Here is a 19,936-nt window from a genome sequence, read left to right on the forward strand (position 1 = left end):
CAGTATTATTCCACAGGGCAAGTCGCCCGCCTACCCCGCGTTTGGATTTTCTTGCGCAAGCAGGCGCAACAGCCCAGCCAGTGCGGCCTCGACCGTTTGTCGGCGAACTTCGCTGCGATCCCCGGCAAACTGCCGGCGCACACTAAATAACTGCGCACCATCACCCCAAGCCAACCAAACCGTACCTACCGGCTTCTCCTGCGAACCACCATCCGGCCCGGCAACACCGCTGACTGCCACTGCAAAGCGCGCGCCACTATTGGCCTGCGCCCCCCGCACCATGGCCTCGACCACTTCCTGACTAACCGCGCCAACCGTGACAAACAGCGCCTCGGGAACATTCAACTGTTTAGTCTTTTGCACGTTTGAGTAAGTGACATAACCCGCTTCAAACCAGGCCGAGCTGCCGGGAATCCGGGTAATCGCCTCGGCAATGCCGCCGCCAGTGCAGGATTCAGCGGTGGTCACCTGGGCCTTGGCGGCAAGCAATTGTGTGCCCAGCTCAGCAGCCAGTTGGGTCAAGGCATATTCATTAGCAGTCATCTGCACTCCGGGGTTAAAGCCAGCCAGGCCGATACCGTACACTAGGCGCTTTTGCGATTCAGCCGGACAGTTAAAACGATGAGCCAAAGCGACCTCAGTTCTCACACGCCGATGATGCAGCAGTACTGGAAGCTGAAAAATCAGCACCCGGAACAGCTGATGTTTTACCGCATGGGCGACTTCTACGAGATCTTCTACGAGGACGCGAAAAAGGCCGCCAAACTACTGGATATCACCCTGACCGCCCGTGGCCAGTCGGCCGGACAGGCCATCCCCATGTGCGGGATTCCCTACCACTCGCTGGAAGGCTACCTAGCCAAACTGGTCAAGCTCGGCGAGTCTGTGGTGATCTGCGAGCAGATCGGCGACCCAGCCACCAGCAAGGGCCCGGTGGAGCGTCAGGTGGTGCGCATCATCACCCCGGGCACGGTCAGCGACGAAGCACTGCTCGATGAGCGTCGCGACAACCTGCTGGCAGCAGTACTAGGAGACGAACGCCTGTTCGGCCTGGCCGTGCTGGACATCACCAGCGGCCGCTTCAGCGTGCTGGAGATCAAGGGCTGGGAAAACCTGCTGGCCGAACTTGAGCGCCTGAACCCGGTTGAACTGCTGATCCCCGATGACTGGCCGCAGGACCTTCCCGCAGAGAAACGCCGGGGCTCACGCCGTCGCGCGCCGTGGGACTTCGAACGCGACACCGCACACAAAAGCCTGTGCCAACAGTTTGGCACCCAGGATCTCAAGGGCTTTGGCTGCGAGAACCTGACCCTGGCCATCGGCGCTGCCGGCTGCCTGCTGGCGTATGCCAAGGAAACCCAGCGCACCGCCCTGCCGCACTTACGCAGCCTGCGTCACGAACGCCTGGATGACACGGTGATTCTCGATGGTGCCAGCCGACGCAATCTGGAGCTGGATATCAACCTGGCCGGCGGGCGCGACAACACCCTGCAATCGGTGGTCGATCGCTGCCAAACCGCCATGGGTAGCCGCCTGCTCAGTCGCTGGCTGAATCGCCCATTACGCGATCGCAGCATTCTCGAAGCGCGCCAGGAATCGATTGCCTGCCTGCTAGAGCGCTACCGCTTCGAAACCCTGCAGCCGCAGCTCAAGGAAATCGGCGATCTGGAGCGCATCCTTGCACGTATCGGCCTGCGCAATGCCCGGCCGCGAGACCTGGCGCGCCTGCGCGACGCCCTCGCCGCCCTACCCACGCTGCAGATGGCCATGACCAATCTGGAAGCGCCACACCTGAGCGAGCTGGCCGGCATAGTCAGCACCTACCCAGAACTGGCCGAGCTGCTGGCCCGGGCGATTATCGACAACCCGCCGGCAGTGATCCGCGACGGAGGCGTGCTCAAGACCGGCTACGACGCTGAGCTGGACGAATTGCAGTCGCTCAGCGAGAACGCCGGCCAGTACCTGATGGACCTGGAAGTGCGCGAGAAAGCCCGCACCGGCCTGGCCAACCTCAAGGTCGGCTACAACCGGGTGCACGGCTACTTTATCGAGCTGCCGAGCAAGCAAGCCGAATCGGCTCCTGCCGACTATATCCGCCGCCAGACCCTGAAAGGCGCCGAGCGCTTTATCACGCCTGAGCTGAAAGAGTTCGAAGACAAGGCGCTGTCAGCCAAGAGCCGCGCCTTGGCCCGCGAGAAAATGCTCTATGACGAGCTGCTGGAGCGCCTGATCAGCCATCTCGGCCCATTGCAGGACAGCGCCGCAGCCCTGGCCGAGCTGGACGTATTGAGCAACCTAGCTGAACGCGCGCTGAATCTGGATCTCAATCGCCCGCGCTTTGTCGACGAGCCGTGCATGCGCATCGACCAGGGCCGGCATCCGGTGGTCGAGCAGGTACTGACCACCCCCTTTGTGGCCAACGACCTAAGCCTGGACGATGACACGCGCATGCTGATCATCACCGGGCCGAACATGGGTGGTAAATCCACCTACATGCGCCAGACCGCATTGATCGTGCTGCTCGCGCATATCGGCAGCTTCGTGCCGGCGAAAAGCTGCGAGCTGTCGCTGGTCGACCGCATCTTTACCCGTATCGGCTCAAGCGATGACCTGGCCGGCGGCCGCTCGACCTTTATGGTGGAGATGAGCGAGACCGCCAACATTCTGCACAACGCCAGCGAGCGCAGCCTGGTGCTGATGGACGAAGTCGGCCGCGGCACCAGCACCTTCGACGGCCTGTCGCTGGCCTGGGCAGCCGCCGAACAGCTGGCCAAGCTGCGCGCCTACACCCTGTTCGCCACGCATTACTTCGAGCTGACCGTGCTGCCGGAAAGTCAGCCCATCGTGGCCAACGTGCACTTGAATGCCACCGAGCACAATGAGCGCATCGTCTTCCTCCACCATGTGCTGCCTGGCCCTGCCAGTCAGAGCTATGGTTTGGCGGTAGCACAGCTGGCAGGCGTGCCGAATGAGGTTATCCTGCGCGCCCGCGAGCACCTGGCGCGCCTGGAAACCACCAGCCTGCCCCATGAGCTGCCAACTACGCAGTCCGGCCAGATAGCCGCACCGATGCAGAGCGATATGTTCGCCAGCCTGCCGCACCCGCTGCAGGACGAATTACGCAAGATCAACCCGGATGATCTGACTCCGCGCAAAGCGCTGGAACTGTTATATACATGGAAGACACGCTTCTAACGCTATTGCGCGCGAACTGTTAGAATCGCGCGCATTTTTATGACTGCCCGACTTAAAGCCTGAGCCGTGGCCATTACCCCTAGCCTGCTGAAACCCGCATAGAACGGGGCAGGCTGGCGCCCGAGGAGAGAATCAGAAATGACCTTCGTCGTTACCGACAACTGCGTCAAATGCAAATACACCGACTGCGTAGAAGTCTGCCCGGTGGACTGCTTCTACGAAGGCCCGAACTTCCTGGTGATCCACCCGGACGAGTGCATCGATTGCGCACTCTGCGAGCCTGAGTGCCCTGCACAAGCCATCTTCTCCGAAGATGAGGTGCCGGAAGATCAGCAGGAATACATTGAACTGAACGCCGACCTGGCCGAAGTCTGGCCGAATATCACCGAGAAGAAAGAGTCCCTGCCGGACGCTGAAGAGTGGGATGGCGTAAAGGACAAGCTGCAGTATCTGGAGCGCTAGTACTGAGCTCCGCTGGCTACACAGAAAACCCGCCTCGCGCGGGTTTTTACTTTTCTGCGGGACCATAACTCTCTGGAGCAAGAGGCCGGCAGAACCACCGAAAAATACCAAGCACATAAAACGCGAGCAAAAAAAGGGGCGACTCACGTCGCCCACTCTTTTGTCCCTAGTCCCTGTATTTCCCAGCTCATCATCCTGATGAATCGCGTCCTACGATGTCCTGATTGTCATCCTGACAACCTGTGCTTGTCCCTGAGCACAGATGTAATACTAGCGATTTCCGCCCTCTGAACAAGCGCTGAAAATTCCACACGGATGGCATTCAGCCCTTTTCAATAACAATAAATACTGTTTAAAAACAGCAACTTAGTAAAATTTTTAGCACTTAACCTGTCACCTTGTGTACTAATGGCTTACGCCCCCCGTAAGCAATGGCTTACATAAGCACTCACAAAACTCGCCAGGAATAACGTTGAGCACAATGCGTGACGCCCACCAGAGAGTGGCTGGCATGGAACTCGGGCACAAAAAACCCGGCCAAGGCCGGGTTGAGTATTAACGCATCAAGCTCACTGGAACAGTGAGTCGCTCGACAGGCCATTCTTTTCCAGAATTTCCCGCAAACGCTTGAGGGCTTCAACCTGAATCTGCCGCACACGCTCACGGGTCAGGCCGATTTCCTGGCCAACTTCTTCCAATGTGCAGCTTTCATGGCCGCGCAAGCCAAAGCGGCGAATCACCACCTCACGCTGCTTGTCAGTCAGTTCAGACAGCCACTGATCGATGCTCTGCGATAGATCATCATCCTGCAGCAACTCGCAAGGATCGGTCGGGCGGTCATCGGTCAGGGTATCGAGCAGGGTTTTGTCCGAGTCCTGGCCCAGTGAAACGTCCACCGAGGAAACACGCTCATTCAGACCGAGCATGCGTTTGACTTCACCCACCGGTTTTTCCAGCAGGTTGGCAATTTCTTCTGCCGAAGGCTCGTGGTCGAGCTTCTGGGTCAATTCGCGAGCAGCACGTAGGTAGACGTTGAGCTCTTTGACCACATGAATAGGTAAACGAATAGTACGGGTCTGATTCATGATCGCCCGTTCGATGGTCTGGCGGATCCACCAGGTGGCATAGGTCGAAAAACGGAAACCACGCTCAGGGTCGAATTTCTCCACCGCGCGGATCAGACCGAGGTTGCCCTCTTCAATCAGATCCAACAGGGACAAGCCGCGATTGACATAACGACGAGCGATTTTCACGACCAGACGCAGATTGCTTTCGATCATGCGCTTGCGGCCAGCAGGGTCGCCCTTCTGCGCCAGGCGCGCAAAGAACACTTCTTCTTCAGGGGTTAGTAGAGGAGAAAAGCCGATTTCGTTGAGATACAGCTGGGTAGCGTCGAGCGCGCGGGTGTAATCGATGTATTTATGCTGCTTGCTGCTAGCGGTGGAAGCTTTTACTTTGCTGCGGGAAAGTGGCGGTTGCGCTTCTTCGTCTGAATCATCGTCAAGGACGATAGCGGGCTCCATCAGGAGCACTTCATCATCGACGTCAAACTCCGGCGCTTCTTTTTTATTAAGAGCCATTTTTGTTATTCCTTGCTGAGTTCGACAGCAAGCCCTAGCGCGACCGAATCCCTGGTTACACCAAAGCCTGTCCCTCCCACGTGATGGAGACAGGCTAGCGCTAGATCAACGTCGCGGCAGGTATTGCAGCGGGTCGACAGGTTTACCTTGGCGGCGTACTTCAAAATGAAGTTTCACCCGGTCGGTTCCTGTGGAACCCATTTCGGCAATTTTCTGCCCGGCTTTGACCTTTTGCCCCTCCTGCACCAACAGCCTGCGGTTGTGACCGTAAGCGCTTACGTAGGTATCGCTATGTTTGATGATCACTAATTCGCCGTAGCCCCGTAAACCACTCCCGGCGTAGACCACTGAACCATCAGACGCAGCTAAAACAGGCTGGCCCAATTCCCCGGCGATATCAATGCCTTTATTCAAACTGCCGTTTGAGGAAAAACGCCCGATAACCGGCCCACTGGAAGGCCATAACCAACCCGATGCAGAGCGCTGGGTCGGGGGTAACGCGGTAACGCTTGGAGTGGTTTTCACTTGCGCTGGTGGTTGGGTTTGGGTGGGCCGAGTCTGGATGGGGGTACTAGGCCGGCCAGGCGGCGGTGTAACGACCACAGGCGCCTTGGCGACCACGGGCGGACGGGCGGCAGGCTGACCATCAAAGCGAATGATCTGACCAACCCGGATCAGGTAAGGCGGTGCAATGCCATTGCGTGCAGCCAGCGCCTTCCAGTCCCAGCCGAAACGGAACGCAATCGAATACAGCGTATCGCCACGTTGCACCTGGTACTGGCCACTGCTGACCGGCTGGCGCTGCGGCGCCTGAGTCGCGCCGCCCTGAGTACGGTCAACCACCTTGACGCCACCCGGAGGCGGGCTTGCACAGGCGCTGAGTAACGCACCGAGGACAAGACCACTCAACAGAGTACGAGCACTGCTGGCGCGAATCGGCAATTGAATGGCTGTGAAACTCACCTGCATCTCCCTCGGGCAAAACTGCTTACATCTAACTGGCGTGCATTGTGCCGCAATTATGGGTTATCACCAGCGCTTTGCGGGTTACGCCCGGCCAGCCACTCCAAGCCCAGCACCAGCAGGATGCCAGTAATCGCCAGGACAATGGCCAGCAGCAACTGCGGGTTCTGGCCGCTGATTTCGGCGAATTGCGCAGGCAGCAGATTGGCTTGCAGCAGCGGTACCTGTTCGCCGTGGCTATCGGTACGCCAGGTCAGGGTTTCCTTCCAGGGCCAGATCTTGTTCAACGAGCCCAGCATCAGGCCGGTAAGAAAGGCCAGACTGAGGTCGCGCCAGCGCACCAGCAGCCAGCGCAACAGACTGGCGAAGCTGACCAGGCCGACCAGGCAGCCCGCGGCAAACACCGCCAGCAGGGCTAGATCGAAGCTCGTCACCGCCCCCAGCACTACCGAGTAAAGGCCCAGCAGCACCAGAATAAAGCTGCCGGAGATACCCGGCAGGATCATCGCGCAGATGGCGATGGCCCCGGCGATAAACAGACTGAACGGGTCGCTGTCCAACTGCACCGGCGAGGCCACGGTAATCCAGTAGGCAAAGCCGCCGCCGAGGGCGAAGCTCAAGCCCCGACTCCAGTTCCAGCGCTGGATCTCCCGTGCCACCAGATGCGCAGAGACCAGAATCAAACCGAAGAAGAACGACCACACCGGTATGGGGTGCTCGGCCAGCAGGTAGGTAATCAGTCGCGCCAGGCTCAGCACGCTGGTCATAATGCCCAGCAGTAGAATCAGCAGAAAGGTGGCATTGGCTGCCTGCCAAGCATCGCGCACACGCCCGCGCAACAACATTATGGCGGCGGCCGGAATACTGGCGATAGAACGCAGCAGCTCATCGTAGATGCCGGTAATAAAGGCGACGGTGCCGCCAGATACGCCGGGCACCACATCGGCCGCGCCCATGGCGATGCCTTTGGCGTAAAGCAGGAAATACTTCTTCATAGGTTCATCCGTAAACAATCGAGTCAGGCCAGGGGCCCGTTGAGCAAGGGCACAAAGCGCACTGCATCCAGCACATGCCGGGAGAAGCCATCGTCTTCACGGACGATCAGCAGTAGCTCCTGCACATCGCCTGCGCCGACCGGAATTACCAGGCGCCCACCCGGAGCCAGCTGATCGAGCAGGGCCTGCGGCACATTGGCCGCCGCTGCAGTGACGATGATGCCGTTGTATGGCCCCAGGGCATTCCAACCTTCCCAGCCGTCCCCCCAGCGAAACACCACATTGCGCAGATTAAGCTGAGCCAGACGCTCCTTGGCCTTGTCTTGCAGGCTCTGGATGCGCTCGACACTGAACACCCGCTCCACCAGCTGCGCCAGAATCGCGGTCTGATAGCCCGAGCCGGTACCGATCTCCAGTACCTTGTCCAAGGGACCTGCTGCCAGCAGCAGCTCGCTCATGCGCGCGACCATATAGGGCTGCGAGATGGTCTGGTTGTTGCCGATTGGCAGGGCGGTGTCTTCGTAGGCGCGATGGGCCAGGGCCTCATCGACAAACAGATGACGCGGCGTGCGGCGAATGGTTTCCAGCACATGGGCGTTGGATAGACCTTCCTCGTACAGCCTTTGAATCAGCCGCTCACGGGTTCGCTGCGAAGTCATGCCGATGCCGCGATGGTGCAGCTCGTCCTGTTCCCGACGGATCACAGCAGCCCCTCCAGCCAGGGCTGCAGGCTGTTGAAGCCATCAGCAAAGGTGCGGTCCAGCTGCAGCGGCGTGACCGAGACATAACCCTGCATCACTGCGTGAAAATCCGTACCAGGGCCACCATCTTCGGCATCACCGGCTACCGAGATCCAGTAACCCTCTTTGCCGCGCGGATTAACTACTTTGACCGGCGCCGCAGCACGGGCCCGGTGGCCCAGGCGGGTCAGCTGGATGCCACGGATATGCTCCAGCGGCAGATTGGGGATATTCACATTGAGTACGGTGCGCGGTGGCAGATCGAGTTGCTCATGCGCCTCGACCAGCTTGCGGGCGAAATAGGCCGCGGTTGGCAGATTGTCCGGCAGGCGCGAAAGCAAGGAGAAAGCAAACGCCGGACGCGCCAGAAAGCGCCCTTCCAAGGCCGCCGCCACGGTGCCGGAATACAGCACGTCATCACCCAGGTTGGCACCCAGGTTGATACCGGACACCACCAGATCCGCTACCTGCGGCAGCAGGCCGTTGAGGCCCAGGTGCACGCAATCGGTCGGCGTACCGTTAAGGCTGATATAGCCATTGGGCAGCGTGGTCGGGTGCAGCGGACGATCAAGGGTCAGCGAGCTGCTCGCACCGCTCTTGTCCTGATCGGGGGCAATCACCGTGCACTCGGCATAGTCGGCCAGCGCCGCATGCAGCGCCGCCAGGCCTGGCGCAGCAACGCCGTCATCATTGGAAATCAGAATACGCATGGGTTGTCCGTCTGCCCTGCAGGCAACAGATCGACGAGCTCACGCACCAAGACGGTGGCAAAGCATCCAGCCGGCAGGACGAATTCCAGTTGCAGAATGTCAGGTTCCGGATAATGCCACGACAGGCCGCCAATGGGGAGGCGCAGGATACGCCGTTCGTGCGTCATGTCTGCTTCTGCCAACCAGTCGACCAAGGCACTTTCGCGCACGCCAACCTGTTGTTCCAGCGCTTGCGCGACACCCGCAGCGCCAGAGACGCCTGCGCCCCATAACGGTCCCGTTGGATGCAGATCGAGAATCGTCAGGCGCGGATCGTTGCACTCCGCCTCGCCGGCCGCAAAGAAGCTGCGGCTGTCGGTAAAGGCCAGCAGATCACCGAGCAACGCCTGATTCCAGTTGCCGGCGGCGACCCGCTCAGCCAGCACCTGATTGAACAGGTAACTGCGCGCCGCCGAAAGCACCCGCGAACGCACATTGCGTTTCTCCGGCAGGCTCTTGTTTGCCGCAAAGTGGCGGGCATGAGCGACATTGCCGCCCTCGAAGCCAAAACGCTGCAAGCCGTAATAGTTGGGAATGCCCTCGGCGGCGATCTGTTTGAGGCGCTGATCCAACGCGTCGCGATCCGCAGCCAGTTGGGTCAGGCGCAGGGTAAAGCCGTTGGCTGCATGGGCGCCGCGCTGCAGTTTGCGGCTATGTCGCACCTGCTTGAGGATTCGCAGGCTGGCATTTTCGGCGGCACTCAGGTCGGGATCGACCTTGCCCGGCAGGTGCAGGCTAAACCACTGACGGGTCAGGGCCTGACGGTCTTTGAGGCCGGCGTAGCTGATCAACTTCAACGGCACGCCGGCCGCGCGGGCAATACGTTTGGCCGCTTCCTCGGTATTCAGCTCGCGTTTTTCCACCCACAGCCAGAGGTGCTCGCCCTCACCAGCCAGAGGAATATCCAGCACTTCATCGACCTGAAAGTCCTCCGCCACGGCCTTGAGCACCGCCGTGCCACAGGGTTCGCCATAGGCGCGCGGGCCGAGCAATTCAAGCTCGTTCATCGGGCGACCAACAGCGCAACGGCATGCACGGCAATGCCTTCTTCACGCCCAGTAAAGCCGAGCTTCTCGGTAGTAGTGGCTTTGACGTTGACCTGATCCAGGCTCACCTGCAGGTCCTCGGCAATCCGCGCGCGCATGGTCTCGATATGCGGGGCCATCTTCGGCGCCTGGGCGACGATGGTGGCGTCGACGTTGCCGACCTGCCAGCCTTTGCCATGAATCAGGCCGAGCACATGGCGCAGCAGCACGCGACTGTCGGCGCCCTTGAAGGTCGGGTCGGTATCGGGGAAGTGTTTGCCGATATCACCCAACGCGGCCGCGCCGAGCAGGGCATCGCTCAGGGCATGCAGCAGCACGTCGCCATCGGAATGGGCCAGCAGGCCGAATTTATGGGGAATCTGCACGCCGCCCAGGGTGATGAAATCGCCCTCACCGAAGCGGTGCACATCGTAGCCGTAGCCAATACGCATAAGAAACAACGCCCTGAAAAAGTCAGGGCGTGATTCTAACTGAAAGCTACAGGATCAACCCGGCTAGCTGGCCGTCGGTCAGTAGCGGTTCAGCTCAACAACGCCTTGGCGTGATGACGCAAGTGGTCATCAATAAAGCTGGCGATAAAGTAGTAGCTGTGGTCATAGCCCGCCTGCAGGCGCAAGATCAGTGGATGACCAGCGGCCTGGGCCGCTGCCTTGAGCGCATCCGGCTTGAGCTGGTTTTCCAGGAAATCATCACGATCACCCTGGTCGACCAGTATCGGTAGCTTTTCTGTTGCCTCGGCGAGCAAGGCGCAGGCATCCCATTCGCGCCAGCGCGAGCGCTCGTCGCCCAGGTAGCGCGAGAATGCCTTCTCACCCCAGGGGCAGTTGCTCGGGTTGCTGATCGGCGCAAACGCCGACAGCGACTGATAGCGCCCCGGGTTGCGCAGCGCACAAACCAACGCACCATGCCCACCCATGGAGTGGCCGCTGATACCGCGCTTGTCGGATACCGGGAAGTTCGCCTCGATCAGCGTCGGCAGCTCCTGCACCACGTAGTCATACATGCGGTAATGCCGCGCCCAGGGCTCCTGGGTGGCGTTCAGGTAGAAGCCGGCGCCCAGGCCGAAATCCCAGGCCTTGTCCGGATCATCCGGCACATCCGCGCCGCGCGGACTGGTATCCGGCGCGACGATGATCATCCCCAGCTCGGCCGCCAACTTGTGCGCGCCGGCCTTCTGCATAAAGTTCTCATCGGTGCAGGTCAGCCCGCTCAGCCAATACAGCACCGGCAGTTTTCCGCCCTGCTCGGCCTGCGGCGGCAGGTACACGGCAAATACCATATCGCAGCCCAGCACCGCCGAACGGTGGCGATAACGCTTGTGCCAGCCGCCGGCACTCTTCTGGCAGGAAATATTTTCCAAGGTCATAAGGCCTCCAGTGGGCGGCCATGACAGCCGCCCAGCGTGATCAGAAGTGGATAACGGTGCGGATGCTCTTGCCTTCATGCATCAGGTCGAAGGCCCTGTTGATGTCATCCAGCGGCATGTTGTGGGTGATAAAGGTATCCAGCGGAATTTCGCCCTTCTGCGCCTTTTCCACATAGCTCGGCAGCTCGGTACGCCCCTTGACGCCGCCGAAGGCCGAACCGCGCCAGACACGGCCGGTCACCAGTTGGAACGGACGAGTACTGATTTCCTGACCGGCACCAGCCACGCCGATAATCACCGACTCACCCCAGCCCTTGTGCGCGCACTCCAGCGCCGCGCGCATCAGCTGCACATTGCCCACGCATTCAAAGGAATAATCCACACCGCCATCGGTCATCTCGACGATAACTTCCTGAATTGGCTTGGCGAAATCCTTGGGGTTAACGAAATCAGTCGCACCCAGCTCACGGGCCACCTCGAACTTGGCCGGATTGATATCGATGGCAATGATGCGCGAAGCCTTGGCCATCTTCGCGCCGATAATCGCCGCCAGGCCGATACCGCCGAGGCCGAAGATCGCAACGGTAGCGCCCTCTTCCACCTTGGCGGTGTTGAGCACGGCGCCGATGCCGGTGGTCACGCCGCAACCGAGCAGGCAGACCTTTTCCAGAGGCGCCTCCTTGGGAATCACCGCCAGGGAGACTTCCGGCAGCACGGTGTACTCGGAGAACGTCGAGCAGCCCATGTAGTGGTAGATCGGCTCACCGTTGTAGCTGAAGCGGCTGGTGCCATCGGGCATCAGACCCTTGCCCTGAGTGGCGCGTACCGAGCTACACAGATTGGTTTTGCCGGATTTGCAGAATTTGCAGGCGCGGCATTCGGCGGTGTACAGCGGAATCACGTGATCACCCACCTTGACCGAGGTAACGCCCTCACCGATCGCCTCAACGATGCCGCCACCTTCATGGCCGAGAATCGCCGGAAAGACCCCTTCGGAGTCTTCGCCCGATAGGGTGTAAGCATCGGTGTGACACACGCCGGTGGCGACAATGCGCACCAGCACTTCCCCAGCCTTGGGCGGCGCCACGTCGACTTCGACGATTTGCAGCGGCTGATTGGGGGCAAAGGCTACGGCAGCACGGGACTTGATCATGATCGCTCTCCAGCGGATTCGACGGTGGCGCAGAGTGTAGATCAGTGATCCAGATAGATAATCCAACAAAAAACAAAACATTCTTGCTATATAGGGATAATCGACTCATAACAGGACATCTGCATGAACCGCTGGGAAGGTCTCGATGAATTTGTCGCAGTCGCCGAATGCGGCCAGTTCACCGCCGCCGCCGAACGCCTGAGCCTGTCGTCCTCCCAGGTCAGTCGGCAGATCGCCCGGCTGGAAGAGCGTCTGCAGACCCGCCTGTTCTACCGCAGCACCCGCCGCGTGGCGCTGACCGAAGCCGGGCAAACCTTTCTGCAGCACTGTCAGCGCCTGCAGGACGCTCGCGAAGAAGCCCTGCGCGCCGTCGGCGACCTGGGCAGCGAGCCCAAAGGCCTGCTGCGCATGACCTGCGCGGTGGCCTATGGCGAGCGTTTTATCGTGCCGCTGGTCACCGACTTTATGCTGCAACATTCGCAATTGCGGGTGGACATCGAACTAAGCAACCGCACCCTCGACCTTTTGCATGACGGCCTCGACCTGGCCATTCGCCTGGGCCGCCTACAGGACTCGCGCCTGGTGGCCACACGCTTGGCGCCACGACAGATGTACCTGTGCGCCGCCCCGGCGTACCTGCAACGCTACGGGCGCCCGCATTCGCTGTCGGAACTGGCGCGGCACAACTGCCTAATCGGCAGCTCGGATCTCTGGAGCTTTCAGGCCAGCGGCCGCGACTCCAGCCTGCGGGTACAGGGCAACTGGCGTTGCAACAGTGGCCAGGCGGTGCTGGAAGCCGCGCTGCGCGGCCTGGGTCTGTGCCAACTGCCGGACTATTACGTGCTGGAGCATTTGCGCAGCGGCGCGTTGGTCTCGTTGCTGGATAACCAGCAGCCACCGGACACTGCGGTGTGGGCGCTCTACCCACAGCAACGCCACCTGTCACCAAAGGTGCGGCAGCTGGTGGAGTTTCTTAAACAGGGGTTAGCGCAGCGCAGCGAGTATCGCTAGAACCTGTTTACGACCTGCTACGCGTCGGCCCTGCTGCGTTAAAAACAGGCTCTTAGTTCTTGAGGTGCCAAAGGCTGGCCAGGCTGCGTAGATCTTCAGGACGAGTGACCTTGACGTTGTCGGAGCGTCCTTCGATCAGGCGTGGCGCCTGTCCGGCCCACTCGATGGCTGAGGCTTCGTCGGTAATCGCCACACCGGCAATCAGCGCATCGGCCAGCGCCCGCTGCAACTCGCCAAGACGGAACATCTGCGGGGTAAAGGCCTGCCAGATGGTCGAACGATCCACCGTCACCTGCACCCGACCATCGGCGCCAGCACGCTTGAGCGTATCGCGCGCCGGTACGGCCAACAGGCCGCCGACCGGGTCATCGGCCAGCTCGCTGAGCAGCAGGTCGAGATCGCTGCGTGCCAGGTTAGGCCGCGCCGCATCGTGCACCAGCACCCAATCCTGCTCCTGGGCGCCAAGTTCGCTCAAGCGCAGCAGACCATTGAGCACCGAATCAGCGCGCTCGGAACCGCCATCTGCGCGATGGATGCGTGGATCATGTGCGCAGCTCAGGGCCGGCCAGTAGGGATCATCCGCCGCCAGGCTGACCACCACGGCCCGCAGCTGCGGATGCTCAAGAAAGCACGCCAGGGTGTGTTCGATAATGCTTTTGCCGGCCAGCTGCAGGTACTGCTTAGGCCGGTCGGCGCGCATCCTGCTGCCAATGCCGGCAGCAGGAAGCAATGCCCAGAAAGGGGGTAATGCAGAGGTATTCATTCAGCCAACTGATAGAGGGTTTCACCCTCTTTAAGCATGCCCAGCTCATGCCGCGCACGCTCTTCGACGGTTTCCATCCCGCTTTTCAACTCCAGAACCTCGGCTTCGAGAATCCGGTTACGCTCTTGCAGCTGCTGGTTTTCGCCCTGTTGATCGGCGATCTGCTGCTGCAACTGGGCGACCTGCGCCAGGCTGCCATCGCCGACCCATAGTCGATACTGCAGGCCTGCCAACACGGCAATCAGCACGATAAATACCCAGTAAAAATTATTGCGCATAGCGTAAAAAGCCTCCGAACGAAAAAGGGGCGACTCACGCCGCCCCTCTTTTACCACGCATTGAGTGGTCACTGAAAACATCACGAGCGAAGACTAGGCAAGGCAAAATCAGGCGAGGCAGCGGAGTTTACTGCAGTAAATGAGCATGCCGAGCCTGATTTTAACGCCGCATAGTCGAGCGCAGCGGTTTTCAGCCACGGAACTCGGCGCGGCCTTTGTACGGTGCTTTACCCGCCAGCTGCTCTTCGATGCGCAGCAGTTGGTTGTACTTGGACACGCGGTCCGAGCGGCACAGCGAGCCAGTCTTGATCTGGCCAGCAGCCGTACCGACCGCGAGGTCAGCGATGGTGCTGTCTTCGGTTTCACCCGAACGGTGCGAGATCACGGCGGTGTAACCGGCAGCCTTGGCCATCTGGATGGCTTCCAGCGTCTCGGTCAGGGTACCGATCTGGTTGAACTTGATCAGGATCGAGTTGCCGATCGACTCATCGATGCCGCGCTTGAGTATCTTGGTATTGGTCACAAACAGATCGTCGCCAACCAACTGCACCTTCTTGCCGATCTTGTCGGTCAGCACTTTCCAGCCAGCCCAGTCGGACTCGTCCATGCCGTCTTCGATGGAGATGATCGGATACCGCTCGGACAGACCAGCCAGGTAGTCAGCAAAACCTTCGGCGCTGAATACCTTGCCTTCGCCAGCCAGGTCGTACTGACCGTCCTTGAAGAACTCGCTGGAAGCGCAGTCCAGTGCCAGGGTCACGTCATCACCCAGTTTGTAGCCGGCATTGGCCACGGCTTCGGCGATAGCCGCCAGCGCGTCTTCGTTGGAAGCCAGGTTCGGCGCGAAGCCGCCTTCATCACCCACGGAGGTGCTCAGGCCACGGGCCTTTAGCACGGCTTTGAGGTGGTGGAAAATTTCGGTACCCATGCGCAGCGCGTCGGCGAAGGTCTTGGCGCCAACCGGCTGCACCATAAATTCTTGAATGTCGACGTTGTTATCAGCGTGCTCGCCGCCGTTGATGATGTTCATCATCGGTACTGGCATCGAGTAAACGCCAGGAGTGCCGTTCAGGTCGGCAATGTGTGCGTACAGCGGCACGCCCTTGGCCTGCGCAGCAGCCTTGGCCGCAGCCAGGGACACGGCGAGGATGGCGTTGGCACCCAGAGTGGCTTTGTTCTCGGTACCGTCGAGGGCGATCATCGCGCGGTCCAGTGCTTGCTGATCGATGGCATCCTTACCCAGCAACAGGTCGCGAATCGGGCCATTGATATTGGCCACGGCCTTGAGCACGCCCTTGCCCAGGTAACGGCTCTTGTCGCCATCACGCAATTCCAGCGCTTCACGCGAACCGGTAGAGGCACCGGATGGCGCACAGGCGCTGCCGATGATGCCGCTGTCGAGAATTACATCGGCTTCCACTGTCGGGTTACCACGGGAATCGAGAACCTCACGGCCTTTGATGTCGACGATCTTTGCCATTGCGTGTAGCACTCCAAAAAATTGACGAAAAGGGTAGTACCGAGTTGCACACTCATTGCGCACTGGCAGTTACTCCAACGCACAATATGTACTGACTATTTAGTCAGATTGTATACAAATGGAACTTTACCGGAGATTTGCCGTTTCAGGCAGTCTCAATCGGCGCAAAACTCTTGATCAAATCATCCAGCTGCTTGAGCTGGGTGAGGAACGGCTCCAGCCTGTCCAGGCGCAAAGCGCAAGGGCCGTCGCACTTGGCGTTGTCCGGATCCGGATGGGCTTCGAGGAACAGACCAGCCAAGCCCTGGCTCATGCCCGCCTTGGCCAGATCAGTCACCTGAGCACGGCGGCCGCCGGCAGAATCGGCACGACCACCTGGCATTTGCAGGGCGTGGGTCACGTCGAAAAACACTGGGTAGTTCGTCTGCTTCATGATGCCAAAGCCGAGCATATCCACTACCAGGTTGTTGTAGCCAAAGCTGGAACCGCGCTCACAGAGAATCAGTTGATCATTACCGGCCTCTTCACACTTGGCCAGGATGTGCTTCATTTCCTGGGGCGCGAGAAACTGAGCCTTCTTGATATTGATCACCGCACCGGTCTTGGCCATGGCCACGACCAGATCGGTCTGCCGTGAAAGAAACGCCGGCAACTGAATAATGTCGCAGACCGCAGCCACTGGAGCTGCCTGTTCAGGCTCATGCACATCGGTAATCACCGGCACGCCGAAGGTCTTCTTGATTTCCTCGAAGACCTTCATACCTTCTTCCAGGCCAGGGCCACGGAACGAGGTCACGGACGAGCGGTTGGCCTTGTCGAAGCTGGCCTTGAACACGTAAGGGATACCGAGCTTTTCGGTAACCCGCACGTACTCTTCGCACGCACGCATGGCCAGATCGCGCGATTCGATGACATTGATCCCGCCGAACAGCACGAATGGCTTGTCATTGGCGATCTCAATACCGCCAACCCTGATGATTTTCTGCGTCATATCCCTACGCCTTCTTAGCTTTCTGCGCCAACGCGGCATTGACAAAACCACTGAACAGCGGGTGGCCATCACGCGGAGTCGAGGTGAACTCAGGGTGGAACTGACAAGCTACGAACCAAGGATGATCTGGTGCCTCAACCACTTCAACCAGCGCACCGTCACCCGAGCGGCCGGTAATCTTGAGCCCAGCTTCGATCAGCTGCGGCAACAGGTTGTTGTTCACTTCGTAGCGATGACGATGACGCTCGACAATTACATCCTTGCCGTAGCAGGCATGCACTTGCGAACCGGCCTGCAGTTGGCAGTCCTGCGCGCCCAGGCGCATGGTGCCGCCCAGGTCGGAAGCATCAGTACGCTGCTCGGTCACGCCGGTGGCATCTTGCCATTCGGTAATCAGACCGACTACAGGATGAGTGCTGACGGTGTCGAATTCGGTGGAATTGGCATCAGTCCAGCCCAGCACGTTGCGGGCGAACTCAATAACCGCGACCTGCATGCCGAGGCAGATACCGAGGTAAGGAATCTTGTTCTCACGGGCGTACTGCACGGTCTTGATCTTGCCTTCCACACCGCGCAGACCGAAACCACCCGGCACCAGAATGGCATCGACACCTTCGAGCAGGCTGGTACCTTTGTTCTCGATGTCTTCGGAGTCGATATAACGCAGGTTAACCTTGGTGCGGTTCTGAATACCGGCATGGCTCATCGCTTCGATCAGCGATTTGTAGGCATCCAGCAGTTCCATGTACTTGCCGACCATGGCGATGGTGACTTCGTGCTCAGGATTGAGCTTGGCATCGACCACGCGGTCCCACTCGGACAGGTCGGCACCGTTGCACTCCAGACCAAAGCGCTCGACGACGAAATCATCCAGGCCCTGGGCATGCAGCACACCCGGAATCTTGTAGATGGTGTCGACGTCTTCCAGGGAAATCACCGCACGCTCTTCAACGTTGGTGAACAGCGCGATCTTGCGACGCGAGGATATATCCACCGGATGGTCGGAACGGCAGATCAGCACGTCCGGCTGCAGGCCGATGGAGCGCAGCTCTTTCACCGAGTGCTGAGTCGGCTTGGTCTTGGTTTCGCCAGCAGTGGCGATGTACGGCACTAGGGTCAGGTGCATCAGCATGGCGCGCTTGGCGCCTACTTCCACACGCAACTGGCGGATGGCTTCGAGGAACGGTTGCGACTCGATGTCGCCCACCGTGCCGCCAATTTCAACCATGGCCACGTCAGCATCGCCGGCACCCTTGATGATGCGGCGCTTGATTTCGTCGGTGATATGCGGGATGACCTGAATGGTCGCACCCAGGTAATCACCACGGCGCTCGCGGCGCAGCACGTCTTCGTAGACGCGGCCAGTGGTGAAGTTGTTGTTCTGGGTCATGGTGGTGCGGATAAACCGCTCATAGTGGCCCAGGTCAAGGTCGGTCTCAGCGCCATCGTGGGTGACGAACACCTCACCGTGCTGGAACGGGCTCATGGTGCCCGGATCGACGTTGATATAGGGATCCAGCTTGAGCATGGTGACCTTCAGGCCCCGCGCCTCCAGGATAGCCGCCAATGAAGCCGAGGCGATGCCTTTCCCCAATGAAGAAACAACACCACCCGTGACGAATATGTAGCGCGTCATGAAAAACCCTAGAAGTCTGCGTTTAAGCGGTCAATGCCGCCAGGGAAAGCGAAGGAATACCGAAGCGGCTCTCTGCGATGCACTGCAATGAGCTAGCCCTGTCGACTCCCAAGGGGAGTCAACAAAAGCTGTAGTAAGACGGGAGCGTAGTCTACCGGAAAGGGCTTATCAGCTCAAACCTTGATCATTCGTCGGTGGCTGCCAATGCAATTGCCAGCTGCCATCAGCGGCACCCTGTAGACCTGGCAGGTTGGCGACTGCCACCACCTGCTTATCCAGGCGCAGCAGTGGCAGGCGGTCACGAACAAAAGCAGGAACGCGCAGCTCATTAAACAGACGCTTTAGGTCGCGGTGCCCGCGCCCCGGTAACAACATCTGCTCGCCGGGCTGGCGATAGCCCAACTGCCAGTTACCCGCCGGTAACTGGCCATCAATTCGCACCTGGCCATTCCCGGGTAATGTCAGTTGCTGATTACCTTGAATCGCAACATGAAGCGAAGCCGGCGAACACAACCAATCACCCGCCAACCACCACAGCCGCTCATCACTGCGACGCATCTCCCCCGCTGCCAGCTTCCAGATTGGCGCAGCATCCGACGCTGCATCACGCAGCGCCAGCCAGCCGGCCCAGTGCTCGCTATCGGGCATCGCCGTCAACGGACGCAGCCAGTAACGCAGAGCATTGCGCTGGCGCGGCTCACTCAAACTGCGCAGCGTAGGCAGCGCCAAACTGGGTAATGGCAGCCAGGCAAACTCGGCTGACACCTGCGCAGTAGCCATATCCTGCTGCGCCAATTCATCGAGCAATTGCGCAGCCTCACTCAAGTGCGCAGCGCTGCGGGACATATTGATGGCAGCCTGCGGCCAGCGACCAAGCAGCGCAGGCATCACCTGACGACGCAGGTAATTGCGCGAGAAGCGCTCATCGGCATTTGACGGATCTTCGATCCAAGTCAGCTTGTGCTCACAGGCATAAGCCAACAGCTCATCGCGCGAGCAGTCGAGTAGCGGCCGAACCAGCTGCCCCACGCCCAACATCCGACTCACCGGCATAGCCGACAAACCCTGCACGCCGGCACCGCGCAACAGGCGAAACAACAACGTTTCCGCCTGATCATCGCGATGCTGCGCAGTTAGCAGCACCTCACCAGCCCCCAGACGCGCCGCAAAAGCCGCGTAGCGAGCAGCGCGAGCCGCCTGCTCAAGGCTGGCGCCAGCAGCAATCTGGACATAATCAACCTGCAACGGCACGGACAAGATTTCACAGAGTTCACGGCAATGCGCCGGCCAGGCGTCGGCAGCAGCCTGCAGACCATGGTGGATATGAATAGCGGAAAGAGGCGGCAATGCCTCACGTTGTGCAAGACTGGCCAGCAGGTGCAACAGCACCGTGGAATCCAGCCCGCCAGACAGGGCCACACACCAGCCAGGGGCACCGAGCCAGGGCTGCAAGGCATCACGCAAACGAATATGCACAGGAGTCATCGGCCAAGCTTAAAACAACAACGGGCCCGAAGGCCCGTTGTAT

The 19,936-nt window shown here is 59.9% G+C and carries 19 protein-coding genes; 3 read left to right on the top strand and 16 right to left on the bottom strand.

Features of this window, described 5'->3' with window-relative positions; translation table 11 throughout:
• Positions 1-30 precede the first annotated feature (30 nt).
• Positions 31-543 (bottom strand): CinA family protein, encoded by a 513-nt coding sequence (locus ACIN8IBEIGE_RS16840; RefSeq protein ID WP_160015668.1) that lies wholly within the window; start codon positions 541-543, stop codon positions 31-33.
• Between the two features lie 78 nt (positions 544-621).
• On the opposite strand from ACIN8IBEIGE_RS16840, the gene mutS reads away from it, so the two are divergent.
• Together mutS and fdxA are read left to right on the top strand one after the other, a co-directional pair.
• Entirely contained in the window at positions 622-3,195 is a 2,574-nt protein-coding gene (gene mutS / locus ACIN8IBEIGE_RS16845) for a DNA mismatch repair protein MutS (protein WP_160015669.1), read from the top strand.
• Positions 3,196-3,333: 138 nt separating this feature from the next.
• Entirely contained in the window at positions 3,334-3,657 is a 324-nt protein-coding gene (fdxA, locus tag ACIN8IBEIGE_RS16850) for a ferredoxin FdxA (RefSeq protein WP_090248347.1), read from the top strand.
• 569 nt (positions 3,658-4,226) lie between these two features.
• On the opposite strand, the gene rpoS is transcribed toward fdxA, so the two are convergent.
• The 9 genes from rpoS to ACIN8IBEIGE_RS16895 all read right to left on the bottom strand — a co-directional run bounded on the left by rpoS (position 4,227) and on the right by ACIN8IBEIGE_RS16895 (position 12,249).
• Positions 4,227-5,237: an RNA polymerase sigma factor RpoS gene (rpoS, locus tag ACIN8IBEIGE_RS16855; RefSeq protein WP_090383351.1), complete on the bottom strand. Its 1,011-nt coding sequence runs from the start codon at positions 5,235-5,237 to the stop codon at positions 4,227-4,229.
• Positions 5,238-5,342: 105 nt separating this feature from the next.
• Positions 5,343-6,200 (bottom strand): peptidoglycan DD-metalloendopeptidase family protein, encoded by an 858-nt coding sequence (locus tag ACIN8IBEIGE_RS16860; RefSeq protein ID WP_256665209.1) that lies wholly within the window; start codon positions 6,198-6,200, stop codon positions 5,343-5,345.
• A gap of 56 nt (positions 6,201-6,256) precedes the next feature.
• Positions 6,257-7,195, bottom strand: coding sequence for a DUF368 domain-containing protein (locus tag ACIN8IBEIGE_RS16865; protein WP_160015671.1), 939 nt, complete (start codon positions 7,193-7,195; stop codon positions 6,257-6,259).
• 23 nt (positions 7,196-7,218) lie between these two features.
• Positions 7,219-7,854, bottom strand: a complete 636-nt coding sequence (locus tag ACIN8IBEIGE_RS16870; RefSeq protein ID WP_177480005.1) for a protein-L-isoaspartate(D-aspartate) O-methyltransferase — start codon at positions 7,852-7,854, stop codon at positions 7,219-7,221.
• A 41-nt stretch (positions 7,855-7,895) separates the two neighbouring features.
• Positions 7,896-8,645 carry a 5'/3'-nucleotidase SurE gene (gene surE, locus ACIN8IBEIGE_RS16875; protein WP_090383334.1) on the bottom strand — a complete coding sequence of 250 codons (750 nt, stop codon included), beginning with the start codon at positions 8,643-8,645 and terminating at the stop codon, positions 7,896-7,898.
• Positions 8,633-9,691, bottom strand: a complete 1,059-nt coding sequence (gene truD, locus ACIN8IBEIGE_RS16880) for a tRNA pseudouridine(13) synthase TruD (protein ID WP_160015672.1) — start codon at positions 9,689-9,691, stop codon at positions 8,633-8,635. Before truD ends, surE begins: the two co-directional genes overlap by 13 nt.
• Positions 9,688-10,161, bottom strand: coding sequence for a 2-C-methyl-D-erythritol 2,4-cyclodiphosphate synthase (gene ispF / locus ACIN8IBEIGE_RS16885; RefSeq protein ID WP_160015673.1), 474 nt, complete (start codon positions 10,159-10,161; stop codon positions 9,688-9,690). The genes truD and ispF overlap by 4 nt, the downstream gene beginning before the upstream one ends.
• An 89-nt stretch (positions 10,162-10,250) precedes the next feature.
• A complete protein-coding gene (gene fghA / locus ACIN8IBEIGE_RS16890; protein WP_160015674.1) occupies positions 10,251-11,096 on the bottom strand; it encodes an S-formylglutathione hydrolase in 846 nt (281 codons plus the stop codon).
• Between the two features lie 40 nt (positions 11,097-11,136).
• The gene (locus ACIN8IBEIGE_RS16895; protein ID WP_160015675.1) at positions 11,137-12,249 is read right to left on the bottom strand and encodes an S-(hydroxymethyl)glutathione dehydrogenase/class III alcohol dehydrogenase; all 1,113 of its coding nucleotides are present in this window, start codon (positions 12,247-12,249) and stop codon (positions 11,137-11,139) included.
• Positions 12,250-12,372: 123 nt separating this feature from the next.
• Between ACIN8IBEIGE_RS16895 and ACIN8IBEIGE_RS16900 the strand changes: the two genes are divergently transcribed.
• Complete coding sequence (locus ACIN8IBEIGE_RS16900; RefSeq protein ID WP_160015676.1) at positions 12,373-13,260, top strand: LysR family transcriptional regulator; 888 nt, start codon at positions 12,373-12,375, stop codon at positions 13,258-13,260.
• Between the two features lie 52 nt (positions 13,261-13,312).
• Here ACIN8IBEIGE_RS16900 and ispD read toward each other — a convergent pair whose 3' ends face one another.
• The 6 genes from ispD to tilS form a co-directional block, all read right to left on the bottom strand.
• Positions 13,313-14,023, bottom strand: coding sequence for a 2-C-methyl-D-erythritol 4-phosphate cytidylyltransferase (gene ispD / locus ACIN8IBEIGE_RS16905; RefSeq protein WP_160015677.1), 711 nt, complete (start codon positions 14,021-14,023; stop codon positions 13,313-13,315).
• Positions 14,020-14,301: a cell division protein FtsB gene (gene ftsB, locus ACIN8IBEIGE_RS16910; RefSeq protein ID WP_090248365.1), complete on the bottom strand. Its 282-nt coding sequence runs from the start codon at positions 14,299-14,301 to the stop codon at positions 14,020-14,022. The genes ispD and ftsB overlap by 4 nt, the downstream gene beginning before the upstream one ends.
• Positions 14,302-14,491: 190 nt before the next feature.
• Positions 14,492-15,781, bottom strand: coding sequence for a phosphopyruvate hydratase (gene eno / locus ACIN8IBEIGE_RS16915; RefSeq protein WP_160015678.1), 1,290 nt, complete (start codon positions 15,779-15,781; stop codon positions 14,492-14,494).
• A 145-nt stretch (positions 15,782-15,926) separates the two neighbouring features.
• Positions 15,927-16,772: a 3-deoxy-8-phosphooctulonate synthase gene (gene kdsA, locus ACIN8IBEIGE_RS16920; protein ID WP_160015679.1), complete on the bottom strand. Its 846-nt coding sequence runs from the start codon at positions 16,770-16,772 to the stop codon at positions 15,927-15,929.
• Positions 16,773-16,776: 4 nt separating this feature from the next.
• Positions 16,777-18,408, bottom strand: coding sequence for a CTP synthase (locus ACIN8IBEIGE_RS16925; RefSeq protein WP_160015680.1), 1,632 nt, complete (start codon positions 18,406-18,408; stop codon positions 16,777-16,779).
• A 168-nt stretch (positions 18,409-18,576) separates the two neighbouring features.
• Positions 18,577-19,893 carry a tRNA lysidine(34) synthetase TilS gene (gene tilS, locus ACIN8IBEIGE_RS16930; protein WP_160015681.1) on the bottom strand — a complete coding sequence of 439 codons (1,317 nt, stop codon included), beginning with the start codon at positions 19,891-19,893 and terminating at the stop codon, positions 18,577-18,579.
• Between the last annotated feature and the right edge of the window lie 43 nt (positions 19,894-19,936).

It is taken from the genome of Pseudomonas sp. 8BK (assembly GCF_902506475.1).
Lineage (GTDB): Bacteria > Pseudomonadota > Gammaproteobacteria > Pseudomonadales > Pseudomonadaceae > Aquipseudomonas > Aquipseudomonas anguilliseptica.

Coding starts and splice junctions, on each gene's coding strand:
- ACIN8IBEIGE_RS16840 (WP_160015668.1), bottom strand. CDS start 543: ATGACTGCTAATGAATATGCCTTGACCCAACTGGCTGCTGAGCTGGGC.
- mutS (WP_160015669.1), top strand. CDS start 622: ATGAGCCAAAGCGACCTCAGTTCTCACACGCCGATGATGCAGCAGTAC.
- fdxA (WP_090248347.1), top strand. CDS start 3,334: ATGACCTTCGTCGTTACCGACAACTGCGTCAAATGCAAATACACCGAC.
- rpoS (WP_090383351.1), bottom strand. CDS start 5,237: ATGGCTCTTAATAAAAAAGAAGCGCCGGAGTTTGACGTCGATGATGAA.
- ACIN8IBEIGE_RS16865 (WP_160015671.1), bottom strand. CDS start 7,195: ATGAAGAAGTATTTCCTGCTTTACGCCAAAGGCATCGCCATGGGCGCG.
- ACIN8IBEIGE_RS16870 (WP_177480005.1), bottom strand. CDS start 7,854: ATGACTTCGCAGCGAACCCGTGAGCGGCTGATTCAAAGGCTGTACGAG.
- surE (WP_090383334.1), bottom strand. CDS start 8,645: ATGCGTATTCTGATTTCCAATGATGACGGCGTTGCTGCGCCAGGCCTG.
- truD (WP_160015672.1), bottom strand. CDS start 9,691: ATGAACGAGCTTGAATTGCTCGGCCCGCGCGCCTATGGCGAACCCTGT.
- ispF (WP_160015673.1), bottom strand. CDS start 10,161: ATGCGTATTGGCTACGGCTACGATGTGCACCGCTTCGGTGAGGGCGAT.
- fghA (WP_160015674.1), bottom strand. CDS start 11,096: ATGACCTTGGAAAATATTTCCTGCCAGAAGAGTGCCGGCGGCTGGCAC.
- ACIN8IBEIGE_RS16895 (WP_160015675.1), bottom strand. CDS start 12,249: ATGATCAAGTCCCGTGCTGCCGTAGCCTTTGCCCCCAATCAGCCGCTG.
- ACIN8IBEIGE_RS16900 (WP_160015676.1), top strand. CDS start 12,373: ATGAACCGCTGGGAAGGTCTCGATGAATTTGTCGCAGTCGCCGAATGC.
- ispD (WP_160015677.1), bottom strand. CDS start 14,023: ATGAATACCTCTGCATTACCCCCTTTCTGGGCATTGCTTCCTGCTGCC.
- ftsB (WP_090248365.1), bottom strand. CDS start 14,301: ATGCGCAATAATTTTTACTGGGTATTTATCGTGCTGATTGCCGTGTTG.
- eno (WP_160015678.1), bottom strand. CDS start 15,781: ATGGCAAAGATCGTCGACATCAAAGGCCGTGAGGTTCTCGATTCCCGT.
- kdsA (WP_160015679.1), bottom strand. CDS start 16,772: ATGACGCAGAAAATCATCAGGGTTGGCGGTATTGAGATCGCCAATGAC.
- ACIN8IBEIGE_RS16925 (WP_160015680.1), bottom strand. CDS start 18,408: ATGACGCGCTACATATTCGTCACGGGTGGTGTTGTTTCTTCATTGGGG.
- tilS (WP_160015681.1), bottom strand. CDS start 19,893: ATGACTCCTGTGCATATTCGTTTGCGTGATGCCTTGCAGCCCTGGCTC.